Source organism: Massilibacteroides sp. (assembly GCF_028705895.1).
Classification (GTDB): Bacteria; Bacteroidota; Bacteroidia; order Bacteroidales; family Tannerellaceae; genus Massilibacteroides.
The window spans coordinates 1-13,028 of record NZ_JAQWCQ010000072.1; the positions used below are offsets into that span (position 1 = coordinate 1).

Annotated in this window: 8 protein-coding genes; 5 read left to right on the top strand and 3 right to left on the bottom strand. The window is 37.9% G+C overall.

The features are described 5' to 3' along the window. Positions 1 to 266 precede the first annotated feature (266 nt). The 5 genes from PHT93_RS13910 to PHT93_RS13930 all read left to right on the top strand — a co-directional run bounded on the left by PHT93_RS13910 (position 267) and on the right by PHT93_RS13930 (position 6,671). Positions 267 to 1,118, top strand: a complete 852-nt coding sequence (locus PHT93_RS13910) for a helix-turn-helix transcriptional regulator (protein ID WP_300244101.1) — start codon at positions 267 to 269, stop codon at positions 1,116 to 1,118. 85 nt (positions 1,119 to 1,203) lie between these two features. After that, on the top strand, positions 1,204 to 2,514 hold the full coding sequence (locus PHT93_RS13915; protein ID WP_300244104.1) for an anaerobic C4-dicarboxylate transporter: 1,311 nt from the start codon (positions 1,204 to 1,206) through the stop codon (positions 2,512 to 2,514). Positions 2,515 to 2,558: 44 nt separating this feature from the next. Continuing rightward, positions 2,559 to 4,346 carry an alpha-L-fucosidase gene (locus tag PHT93_RS13920; protein WP_300244107.1) on the top strand — a complete coding sequence of 596 codons (1,788 nt, stop codon included), beginning with the start codon at positions 2,559 to 2,561 and terminating at the stop codon, positions 4,344 to 4,346. A gap of 316 nt (positions 4,347 to 4,662) precedes the next feature. Next, on the top strand, positions 4,663 to 5,031 hold the full coding sequence (locus tag PHT93_RS13925) for a BlaI/MecI/CopY family transcriptional regulator (RefSeq protein WP_300244120.1): 369 nt from the start codon (positions 4,663 to 4,665) through the stop codon (positions 5,029 to 5,031). Next, positions 5,028 to 6,671: a M56 family metallopeptidase gene (locus PHT93_RS13930; protein ID WP_300244110.1), complete on the top strand. Its 1,644-nt coding sequence runs from the start codon at positions 5,028 to 5,030 to the stop codon at positions 6,669 to 6,671. Before PHT93_RS13925 ends, PHT93_RS13930 begins: the two co-directional genes overlap by 4 nt. A gap of 253 nt (positions 6,672 to 6,924) precedes the next feature. Here the strand turns inward: PHT93_RS13930 and pflA are convergent, their stop codons facing one another. From pflA to PHT93_RS13945, 3 genes are all read right to left on the bottom strand, one after another. Then, on the bottom strand, positions 6,925 to 7,644 hold the full coding sequence (gene pflA, locus PHT93_RS13935) for a pyruvate formate-lyase-activating protein (protein ID WP_300244112.1): 720 nt from the start codon (positions 7,642 to 7,644) through the stop codon (positions 6,925 to 6,927). A 91-nt stretch (positions 7,645 to 7,735) separates the two neighbouring features. Next, complete coding sequence (gene pflB / locus PHT93_RS13940) at positions 7,736 to 9,967, bottom strand: formate C-acetyltransferase (RefSeq protein WP_300244115.1); 2,232 nt, start codon at positions 9,965 to 9,967, stop codon at positions 7,736 to 7,738. Positions 9,968 to 10,109: 142 nt separating this feature from the next. Further along, a complete protein-coding gene (locus tag PHT93_RS13945; RefSeq protein WP_300244118.1) occupies positions 10,110 to 12,794 on the bottom strand; it encodes a calcium-translocating P-type ATPase, PMCA-type in 2,685 nt (894 codons plus the stop codon). Between the last annotated feature and the right edge of the window lie 234 nt (positions 12,795 to 13,028).

Sequence of the window (13,028 nt, forward strand, 5' to 3'; positions counted from 1 at the left end):
TGTTGAGGAAAAGTAATTGTTTCCATGCTATCTTACTTTTGAGGTTCGTTTGAACACAAAGGTAAACCATAGAACGAGAACTATTTACATCCTCTTGGGTGACTTTTTGGTCATGGAGGTTTCATATGAATGTTTTCTGTAAGATAATGACTGGATTGTGGAAATAAATGGCAGGATATAATACTGTTTTTGTTATTAATAAGTATAAATTTGCATAATACCATAACCTTAACAAATGCCGTTTTATTGTTAAATGAAATATCACTATGAAGCTACTTTATCTTGAAGAACATTATTCTTGTAGAAATTATATGTCCGATGGCATAACTAGTTTTAAACATTTTTATATAAAGAAGGGGGAATTAATATCTGATATTGATTCTTCACTAAACTATTTGTTTTTTATAAGAAAAGGTGAGATAAAGATATTGAGTAATGAATATCAAAAAGTCTTTAAAAGTGGTGAGGTTTTTTTTATTCCTAAATCAGCCGAGACGGCGGGATTGATATTAGCTGATGCGGATATCGTTGTACATATATTTGATAGGCTTATAAATTTATGTGAACAGTTTGCACTTGAGAAATTGGAAAAATCAGCTCGTAACATAACCTATACATTTGAATCACAAAAAATTCTTTCTCCTATTTATAGTTTTCTGGAATCTTTGGTTTTCTATATAGAACAAAAAATGCTATGTAAACATATGCTTGAAATTAAACAAACTGAATTGTTTATGTTATTTAGAGGTTTTTATACAAAAGAGGTCTGCGCTTCTCTGTTTTATCCTATTATCTGTGGAAATATGGATTTTAGGACTTTAGTACTAAACAATTATAAAACATCTAAAACAGTTCAGGAATTGGCTGATGCATGTTGTTTATCGCTTACCACCTTTAACCGAAGATTTAAATTATTTTTTGGAGACAGTCCGTATAATTGGATGTTAATTCAAAAATCTAAACATATACAAGCCAAGTTGAGGAATCCCCAAATTCCTATCTGCGATATTGTTGAAGAATATGGTTTTTCATCTTCCGGACATTTTACTTCTTATTGTAAGACGCATTTTAATATGACCCCAACACAATTACGAAAAAAAATAATAGAAGATAAGTAAATCGGTTACGTGTTTTATTTTCAGATAGACGTAAAAATACATATTTTTGTTCGCTGAACAAATCTAAAGTATTGAATTGTAATTGATGATTTTACAACTGTTATTTATATTAGCTGCTATTGTAATAGGAGCAAGGCTGGGTGGCATCGGACTCGGTGTTCTGGGAGGATTAGGGCTTGCCTGCCTCACGTTTATCTTTGGCCTTGAACCGACCTCTCCTCCAATTGATGTTATGTTGATGATTGCGGCTGTTATTGCAGCCGCCAGTGCTATGCAGGCGGCAGGCGGACTTGATCTTATGGTGAAGTGGGCGGAAAGACTTCTTCGTAAACATCCTGAACGGATAACGATTCTGGGACCATTAGTGACATATTTTTTTACGTTTGTAGCAGGAACCGGCCATGTTGCTTATTCTGTTTTACCTGTTATTGCTGAAGTAGCTACCGATTCTAAAATACGTCCTGAACGGCCATTGGGTATTTCTGTTATTGCTTCGCAACAGGCAATTACGGCCAGTCCTATTTCAGCAGCCACAGTTGCACTTCTTAGTATGTTGTCTTTTTCAGGAATCACATTATTGGATATTTTGATGATTTCTGTCCCATGTACTTTAGTCGGGGTGTTGGCCGGAGCCTTTTATTCTATGAGAGTAGGTAAAGAGTTATATGAAGACGCTGATTTTTTGAAAAAGTTAGAAAATGGAGATTATAAAACAGAACATTATGAAGCTAAAGGAGTTCAGGACATTCGTAAGGCTGTCTGGGCTGTAGCTATTTTTGTTTTGACTACCGTAGCGGTTGTGTTGTTTGGCTCGGTAGAGTCGTGGCGTCCCACATTTGTTGTCGAGGGAGAAATACGAGTTTTGAGTATGGCCTATATAATAGAAATACTAATGCTATCTGCTGCTGCTCTTATTCTGTTAATAACAAAAACAGATGCCGTAAAAGCTGCTCAGGGATCGGTCTTTCTTGCCGGTATGCAGGCTGTGGTTGCAATATTTGGAATTGCCTGGATGGGTGATACCTTTATTGCCGGCAATATCGTCGAACTAAAAGCATCTATTGAATCGACAGTTACGCAAATGCCCTGGTTGTTCGGTATAGCTTTGTTTCTTATGTCTATACTTTTATTCAGTCAGGCTGCAACTATACGGGCTTTGCTTCCTCTTGGAATTGGGCTGGGGATTTCTCCGTTTATGTTGATTGCTCTTTTCCCTGCGGTAAACGGTTATTTCTTTATCCCGAATTATCCGACCGTGGTTGCTGCTATTAATTTCGATCGTACCGGAACAACGCGTATAGGAAAGTATATGCTGAATCATTCATTTATGATACCCGGACTTATCGCCACTGCTACATCTGTATTATTAGGGTTGTTGATAGTCCAATTTTTATGAAAAGGATTTTGTTTATCTTTATGGACAAATTTTAAATAAGTTGTATGAAGTATAAAATGCTTAACTCTGTCGTTGCGCTTGCTTTTGGCAGTTTGTTATTGTCGTGTTCTACGCCCGTTGATCCTCCCTCGCCTTATGGTGTATTACCAACGGAGCATCAGATGACTTGGCAGAAAATGGAATATAATATGTTTATCCATTTCGGACCGAATACATTTACTAATGTAGAGTGGGGGGATGGTAAGGAAAATCCCAAAGTTTTTAATCCTTCTGCGGTTGACTGTCGCCAATGGGCGTCTGTTGCTAAAGCTGCAGGCATGAAAGGTATAATTATTACGGCTAAACACCATGACGGTTTTTGTTTGTGGCCCAGTAATTATAGCACTCATACCGTTAGAGAGAGTCCTTGGAAAGAGGGAAAAGGAGACTTGTTACGCGAGCTTTCGGATGCTTGTAAAGAATATGGACTGAAGTTCGGGGTTTATCTTTCTCCGTGGGACCAGAATCATCCGGCATATGGAACGCCTGAATACAATCAAGTATTTGCAAATACTTTAACAGAAGTATTGACCAATTATGGAGAAGTGTTCGAACAATGGTTTGACGGAGCCAATGGTGAAGGTCATGGAGGTAAAAAACAGGTGTATGATTGGGATATGTTTCATGAGGTGGTATATAAACATCAACCACAGGCTGTTATATTTAGTGATGTAGGTCCGGGCTGCCGTTGGGTAGGAAACGAACAAGGACATGTGGGCGAAACAAACTGGTCGAGATTAGATGTAGAAGGTTATGAACCGGGAGCTAAAGGACCGAATCCGGATAGCTTAAACATGGGTAATATATTTGGCGAAAAATGGGTGCCTGCAGAAACGAATACTTCTATTCGTCCCGGATGGTTCTATACCCCATCAACTGATGACAAAGTGAAGTCATTAAGTAAATTGGTGGATATTTATTATACTTCGGTAGGCCGTAATTCTACCTTGCTGCTTAACGTTCCGCCCGATAAAACCGGGCGTATTCATCCGAACGATTCAACTCGTCTGATGGAACTTCGCAGGGCAATAGACGAATCGTTTAAGGAAAATTTGGCCAAAGGAAAGTTGACTGCCACAACGACAAGAGGTAATGACAGTCGTTATGCAGTGACCAATCTATTTGATGAAAATTACGATACTTACTGGACAACTGATGATGATGTCTTAACTGCTTCTATAGAGATGGATATGGGAGAAGAAACAACATTCAATCGTTTGTTATTGCAGGAATATATACCGTTAGGACAGCGTATTGCTGAGTTTAATGTTGAATATTGGGACAATTCTCAAAATTCCTGGCAACCGGTAACAAAAGCAACAACAGTGGGGTATAAAAGAATCCTTCGTTTCCCGACAGTAACAGCTTCAAAAATCCGGATCAATATTACGAATTCATTAGCGTGTCCGATCTTAAATAAGTTAGAATTATACAATGCACCGGATTTTTCATCAGAAACATCAGATGTAAAATCAGCATCTTTAGTTGAAAAGAATAAGCCGACTATTATTGAACTGGCAGCTGTAGAAGAAATAAAAGGTTTCTATTATGTTCCACAGAATAAAGTGTCTGCACCCAATATCCAACGTTACAATTTATCTATAAGTACGGATAATCAGAAATGGACTGTTTTAAAACTAAACGAACTGTTTAATAATATCCGTAATAATCCTCTCAGGCAAGATGTTGGTTTTGATCAACCTGTTAAAGCAAGATATATCAAACTTGAACCGGTGGAACTGACAAATGAAGGAGATAAATACGCGATTGTTGACTTTGGCGTACTTAAATGATAGTCCCCTGTAGATAAACTTCTGGATGATATAATAAAGAGAAAAGGAGTGGCGAAAGCCACTCCTTTTCTCTTTATGTAGTTATAGGATATTTTTTCTGCGCCATTTTCATTTGTTGTTAATCCATATTTGGTTACAAATGAATAAGCCAATGCAAGTATAATGATTTTAAAATCATTATACTTATTATCTATTGATAATTATGCTATTATGTATGAAATAAGATAGATTATAGTTGTTTAACTATATATTGTAGTTGTTTTGTGTAATTTTATAGTTATGTTTGTGTATTTTAAAAATAAATCAAATGGCTCAGATGAAAAAGCTTACACCTAAAGAAGAAGAAATACTATCCTGTTTCTGGGATAAAGGTCCGCTGTTTATTCGTGAATTATTGGATTTACAAGAGGAACCTAAACCCCATTACAATACGTTGTCCACTATAGTTCGTGCTTTGGAAGAGAAAGGGTATATTGGATTTAAGGCATATGGTAACACTTATCAGTACTATGCTTTGATTACACGAGAGAATTATAGGACGAGATCATTAAATAGGTTGGTCGGAAAATATTTTGAAAATTCCTATACACGTGTTGTTTCATCATTAATTGAAGATGAATCTATTTCAGTAGAGGAATTACAGGAGTTAATTGAACAAATAAAAGAAAAAAAGAACGATAAATGAGTGTATTTCTCCTTTATATCATCCGATCAACTTGTTGTCTTGTATTATTTTACACGGGTTACAAACTTCTTTTGAGCAAGGATACTTTTTTTGCTTTTAACCGTAAAGTATTATTGTTTGGAACGATTGCCTGTATTCTGTTGCCATTAGTTGAAATAAAAACAGAAGATCCTTCAGTAATACAGAAAACGTTTGTTGAATTAGATATGCTGTTTACGCAAGATGTTGTTTCTCTTTCTCAGAAAGAAGGAAACGAGGACTTTGCCATTCAGCCAACTAATACAATCGAAAAAACGATCTCTTCGGGATTACTTCTGAGTAGCATTTATCTTCTGGGCTTGTCGGTAGTTGTTTTACTCTCCTTTAATTCCTTTCTCAGTTTATCACTTTTCCTACGCAAGGGAAAGAGAGTGAAAAAGAAAGATTATATCCTTGTTCTAACAGACAAAAATATTGCTCCCTTTACTTGGTGGCGCTATATTGTTATGCCTGAAAATGATTATCAGGATTCGTATGATGAGGTGATCGCTCATGAACTGGCTCATTTGAGAAAGAAACACTCCTTAGATTTATTGTTTTTCGAATTCGTTCTCTTATTTCATTGGTTTACCCCGGTGATCTGGTTGTTAAAACGTGAGTTAAGAAACGTACATGAATTTGAAGCAGATTCTGAGGTAGTAACCAATGGCATCGATGCAACAAAATATCAACTATTATTATTGAGAAAAGCTGTTGGTTCCAGCTCCTACACTTTTACCAACAGCTTGAATCAATGTAAACTTAAAACAAGAATTACAATGATGTTAAAAAGACAATCTAAGAGACAGGCACGTTGGAAGCTTGCGCTTTTTGTGCCTATGGCGGCTTTTGCCATGTACGCTTTTGCCAGACCGGAGATTTCCGGACAATTGCAACAGCTAATACCGGATGAAGATACAACAATCTCTGGAAATGAACAATCGTATTCATGCGAACCTTTCGATTCGGAATTTGACGCTTATTATCGAAAAGTTTATGGTGATGATTCTTTATCCATGTATGAGAAGTTTGACAGGCTGAAAGAGCGATCATTTACAACGGCTCTTTTTCTGAATAGTAAGGATGAAATCTTATTTAGCCAAGACCGTATTAAAATAGAACAATTTGCATCTAAATTAAAAACAGCCATCAGTGAAGCAACTAAGGTCAATAAACCATTGTTGGTTTATTTTTTATACGATCGTGGTACGTCAACGTCTATGGTTGCTCAAATAACAAAAACACTGAATGACGTTATCCATCATTACAAAGAGAAGGCTGAATTCGCGGAAAAGCCTGTTTTGGTCTATTTCGGTAACACGCACGATTACAATAAAAATAAGGAAACTGTTTCTGACATTCTCATTAAAATATATGATAAGGACAATAAAAGTTATACAGTAGTCATAAATCCATATGATACAATGGGTGAGATACGTGAGAAGCTAAATCTCTTATCTACAAAGACCGTTTTGTCACTTGGAATAAAGGCCGGTCCTGGTACGCCAATGGGCATAATTACTGATATAAAACAGGTAATCAGGGAAATATACACCCTGACACAGACAGATGTCGAGGGACCAGGTTATATTACCATACAACAAACCAAAATATCCGGATAGTTATTGTCTGAATAGTCTTTTTCGAAGCAATCCCTATTTTTTTATTTGATTTCCGTCAATAAAAAACAGGGATTGCTTGTCTTTTATCTAATAGACTATAATCTCCTCAGTATCTTCACGTGAATGGAATAAAATTGCAATACGTCTTGTTCAAATTTGCAGAAATAAGTACGGGAAAATGAAACGAATTCTAATGTTTATCCTTGTGTTGATTATCTCTTGTGCTTTCCTGATTGGAAGCTCAATAGGTATTTTATAAAGGTAGCTGATAGGTCTTGAGTATGTTTTCAGCACGATCTATTTCCTCTTTTGTCGGAGCAGGCGTATTTTTTAATTGATACGCTGTTCCGATTTGTTCCCATTTATGCATAGCCATTTGATGGAAGGGGAGGAGGTCAACGCGCTCAACCGTTGGGATGGTTGAAACAAATTTCCCCCATTTATGTAAATCCTTTTCACCGTCAGAATAGCCTGGAACAAGAACATAGCGTACCCAGATTGGCTTTTTTATTTCTGTCAGATAGTCAATGAAATGTAATGTCGGTTCCAATGGCTTACTTGTGAGTGTCTTGTATTTATCCGGATCGATATGTTTGATGTCCAATAAGACCAAATCAGTATATTCAAGTACTGCCTTTATTTTATCGTTTAGTAAATAGCCCGAAGTGTCGATCGCAGTATGAATTCCGTTTTCTTTACAGAGCTTGAATAATTCTAAGATGAAATCCGGTTGGAGTAGGGGTTCTCCTCCCGAAACAGTTACTCCTCCATTTCGTATAAACGCTTTCACTTTGAGAACTTCTTTAAACGCTTCTTCCGGAGTCATTTCAAACGCATGGTTTTTTGCACTCCATGTGTCAGGATTATGACAATACAGACAGCGTAGCGGACAGCCTTGCATGAAGAATATAAAACGAATTCCCGGACCATCTTTTGTGCCAAAGGATTCAAAAGAATGAATAAAGCCTTTCATACTTTCAGTTGATACTATTTGAGCTCAAGATATAAAAAAAGAGTTATAAGCACATAAAATAAGGCTTATAACTCTTTAATATAGTGTTTACTTAAATTGCTGTCGTAATTGTTCTGTTGATTACATCCAATTGTTGTTCACGGGTTAAGCGTACGAAATTCACAGCATAACCGGATACGCGGATAGTTAATTGAGGATATTGTTCCGGATGTTCCATCGCATCAATTAATAACTGGCGATCGAATACATTAACATTCAGGTGATGACCTGTCTGAAGGAAATATCCGTCAAGTAAGCCGTAAAGGTTTTTCGCTTCTTCGTCTCTGTTTTTACCTAATGTATTTGGAGTAATAGCGAAAGTATAAGATATACCGTCATTAGCATGTTCAAAGGGCAATTTAGCTACTGAAGATAAAGAAGCAATTGCACCTCTTGTATCACGTCCGTGCATTGGGTTTGCTCCGGGAGCAAATGGTGTTCCTGCGCGACGTCCGTCAGGCGTATTTCCCGTCTTTTTACCATAAACCACATTCGACGTGATTGTCAATACTGATTGTGTTGGAATTGCGTCTTTGTACATCTTGCGTTTACGAATCTTGTTCATAAAGATTTCCACAATCTTAACAGCAAACTGGTCGGTATTGTCGTCGTTATTCCCAAAAGGAACATAGTCTTTTTCATTCACGTAATCAACCGCATCACCTTCTTCATCTCTTATGATACGTACTTTACCGTATTTGATGGCCGCAAAAGAGTCGGCAATAATCGAAAGCCCCGATACTCCGAATGCTTGCGTACGTACAATATCCACATCATGTAATGCCATTTCAAGAGCTTCATAAGAATACTTGTCGTGCATATAGTGAATTATGTTCAGCGCTTTTACGTATGTTTCGGCAACCCAATCCAAAGTACGGTCGAATTTCTCCCAAACTTCGTCGAATTCAAGGTAATCACCGGATACTTTTTCTACCCAATGTTTTGGTAACACCTGCTTTTTAGATTTTTCGTCCTTACCACCATTAATTGTGTAAAGCAATGCTTTTGGAAGATTGGCACGTGCTCCGAAGAATTGCATCTGGTGACCAATACGCATTGGAGATACACAACATGCAATGCCGTAGTCATCCCCTAATTGAGGACGCATCAGGTCGTCATTTTCGTATTGAAGTGAAGACGTATCGATGGATACTTTTGCACAATATTTCTTCCAGGATTCAGGAAGGCGGTCACTCCATAAAACAGTGAGGTTTGGTTCCGGAGCCGGACCTAAATTATATAATGTATGCAGCATACGGTAACTGTTTTTTGTTACCATAGAACGTCCTTTATTGGTCATTCCTCCGATAGATTCGGTAACCCAAACCGGATCTCCGGAGAACAACTCGTTATATTCATTTGTGCGCAGGAATCTGACAATGCGAAGTTTCATCACAAAGTGATCCATGAATTCCTGTGCCTCAGACTCGGTGATTACCCCATTCTTCAAATCACGTTCGATATATATATCAAGGAAAGTAGTGACGCGACCAAGACTCATTGCCGCCCCGTTCTGATCTTTGATAGCAGCTAAATAAGCAAAATAAGTCCATTGAATAGCTTCCTGAGCATTGTTGGCTGGATTTGAAATATCAAAACCATAAGACCCAGCCATCTTTTTTAGTGCTTTTAGAGCCTGGATTTGAGAGCTCAGTTCTTCTCTTAAACGAATCAGTTCGTCTGTCATAACAATCGGATCACATTCTTTGAAGCGTTTTTCTCTTTCCATTATCAGGCGATCAACGCCATACAAGGCAACACGGCGATAATCACCAATGATACGTCCGCGTCCATATGCGTCAGGCAGTCCGGTTAACAAACCGCTGCTTCTGGCACGACGGATACTATCAGTGTAGGCCGAGAATACGCCTTCGTTGTGAGTCTTTCTGTATTTTGTGAAAATTTCGGTGACGGTGTCATCTAAAGTGTAACCATATTCTTCCAAACTCTGTTGCACCATGCGAAGTCCACCATTCGGGAATATAGCCCTTTTAAGAGGTTTGTCAGTCTGAACACCAACAATTTTTTCTAAATCTTTGTTGATGTAGCCAGGACCATATGCGTCAATCTGCGAAGGGATTTTAGTTTCGGCATCGTAAATGCCTTTTTTCTTTTCTTCAACGAATATTTGGCTAAGTGCTGCCCAAAGTTTCGTCGTTGCCTCAGTTGCGGGCTGTAGAAAACTCTCATCGCCCGTATATTCTGTGTAGTTTTTTAGAATGAAGTCGTTTACATCAATCGTCTCTTTCCATTTTGTTCCTTGGAAATCTTTGTACGCATCCATATAGTATGTATCTTTTAATTAAATGATGCGCGAAAGTATGAAATAAAAGGAATAAGTACAATCCCTACATAACGTCAATTATATAGAAATTGTACCTAAATATGATGATTTTTATGTTGTTAAACATGTTTGTTAAACATAGTTATTTTTTTAATCTGCCGAAAAAACGTATGATTTCACCTAACCATAACACAATTGAGGTGATTCCGATTATAATTCCCCAGTCCTCCCATTTTAGTGGAACTACATTGAACATCTGTCCTCCAAAGGTGACAATAAGATATTGTCCGATAAGAATTAACAGGGATACAAATAGAAATACTTTACTATCTGACAAATTTGCAAAAGCAGACTTTTTGTCACTGTATGCTTTTGCATTAAACATATTCCAGAATTGGAGCATCACAAAGATGGTGAAAAACTCGGAGAGTTCATAAGCAGACAATTCCCCATCCTGATAGAAGTAAAGAAGTACCCCAACTAAAAACAGAACGAATAAAATTCCTACACCAAAAATTGAATAAGCCATTTCTTTGGAAATGATAAAGTCTCCATTCACACCACTTTTTCGGGGTTTATCTTTCATCACACGGTCTTGCGGAGGCAATGACGCGAGGGCAGCGGCAGCAAAAGTGTCCATAATCAAGTTTACCCATAACATTTGCGTAACGGTAAGAGGAGATTCTGTACCTAATATAGAACCAACTAATACAACAATACAAGCAACCACATTAATCGTAAGTTGGAATAGGAGGAACTTCTGAATGTTTTTGTAAAGAGAACGCCCCCACATAACTGCTCTTGTGATGCTGCTGAAAGAATTATCAATGATGGTTATATCGCTTGCTTCTTTGGCAACAGAAGTTCCGTCACCCATTGACAGCCCCACCTGAGCTGCTTTCAGTGCCGGCGCATCATTGGTTCCGTCTCCGGTAACAGCTACTACTGCGTCTTTTTTCTGTAATAATTGTACAAGTCTTTGCTTATCTGTTGGACGGGCACGACACATGATCTTTAAGTCGAGCACACGGTCAAGCGCTTCCTGATCACTTAGTGCTTCAAATCCCGGTCCTGTTATGATATTCCGATCCGTGTCTTCCTCCGGTTTCCATATTCCGATCTGTCTCCCGATCTCTTTAGCGGTACCCGGGGTATCCCCAGTTACGATTTTGACCGATATACCTGCATCTAAACAGCTTTGGACTGCAGCGGGAACATCAGCGCGTACAGGATCGGAAATCGCTACAATTCCCAGATAAGTTAAGTCTGTCTCTTTAATTAACTTGCCTTCGGAAAAGAAACTTCCCGTATGTTCTTCTTCTATGATCTGGTATGCAAAACCCAATGTGCGCATGGCCTGATTCTGATAATCGAGCAACTGTTTCTCGATACCGTTTTTTGTTTCCTCAACAGATTTATATCCTCCTTCTATTGCTACGCGTTTGCAATTTGCCAAAACAATTTCCGGTGCACCCTTTAAATAAAGTATTTTCTTTCCTAATAGTGGAGAATTTACTACAGTTGCCATATATTTACGCTCAGTTGAAAAAGTCAGTTGTTCAACGATCGGCGTGTTCTCGCGCATCGTAAGGTAGTTTTGTTCCTGACTATGTAGCCAAAGTAATAAAGCCGCTTCAGTGGGGTTACCCAATGTCTTGATTTTGCTGTCTGAAAAATCCAGAAAAGCTGTGGAATTAACAGAGATACCTTCTTTGATCAGGTTACTAAGCTCATCATCCTTTAATTGTTGATCAGGCAGGTTATAGAAGTTTGTTTTATATACCTGCATTTGGTTCTGGGTAAGCGTTCCCGTTTTGTCTGTACAAATAACCGTTGTAGCCCCCATTGTCTCGCAGGCATGCATCTTACGAACTAAATTGTTCGTTTTAAGCATCCTGTTCATGCTCAGCGCAAGACTTAATGTCACGCTCATCGGTAATCCTTCCGGTACGGAAACGACAATTAAAGTAACCGCAATCATGAATATATTCAGTATATGTCCGATCATATCCATCAATGGCAGGTTCGGATTCGTTATAAACAACTTGGTTAGCAAAGCGATAAAAGTTGCACCGGCAATCGTATATCCTGCTTTACTGATAATCCCTGCCAATCCTTTTAGTTGAACCTGAAGAGGCGTTTCAATATTATTGTCTATTTGTGATCCTTCATACACTTTTCCATAGCTTGTTGCATCACCAACTAATTCGACTTCCATGACTCCGTGTCCATCCACAACAGTAGTGCCGCGCATAACCATATTTGACGGATATGTTGCTTCTTCATCGAAATCAGCTTCGTTTATTGTTTTGGCAATAATCGGTTCTCCTGTAAGCGTGGATTCATTTACCTGAAGAGATATTGCTTCGATTAAATGCCCGTCAGCCGGTATTTCTTCTCCCGCTTCAAGCATGATAATATCACCGACCACCACATTCTTGCGGGTAATCTGAGAGATGTTACCATTACGAATTACCTTTACTTCAATATCATCATTTACTGTATTTAATACATCAAACGCCTTGTTTGCTTTAACTTCAAAAAAGAAACCGACACCACTGGCAAGAATAATAGCAAAGAATATACCTATCGGTTCAAGAAATGCAGTAAACCCTTTTGCTTCCGGTCCCCAGCAATGAACGCCGGCAATTATCATAGACAAAACCCATGCTACGAGTAAAATCCGAATGATCGGATCATCAAATTTTTCGAGAAAAAGAGTCCATAAGGATGTTTTTTTAGGGGGTGTTAAAATGTTTTCTCCATGTAAACGGCGGCTTTCTTCTACTTGCTTGTCATTTAGTCCTTGAAAGGATTTCTTATCCATATTTTATTAAAATCAGTTTATATAGATGCAAAAATACAAAGTTCCTACTATTTCCATTCTTTTTATTGATGATTTTAATTCATTATCCTGGTTCGTTATTTAAAAGGTGTCTTATACTGAAAAAAGTTTACAGTTTACAAAGTAAATTATTATGAGACAAAGTAAAGGAATTGACGATACATTTCGTCTTCAAGTGATCCGTGAACATTTGAATGGAGCCAGTAAATACTCTTT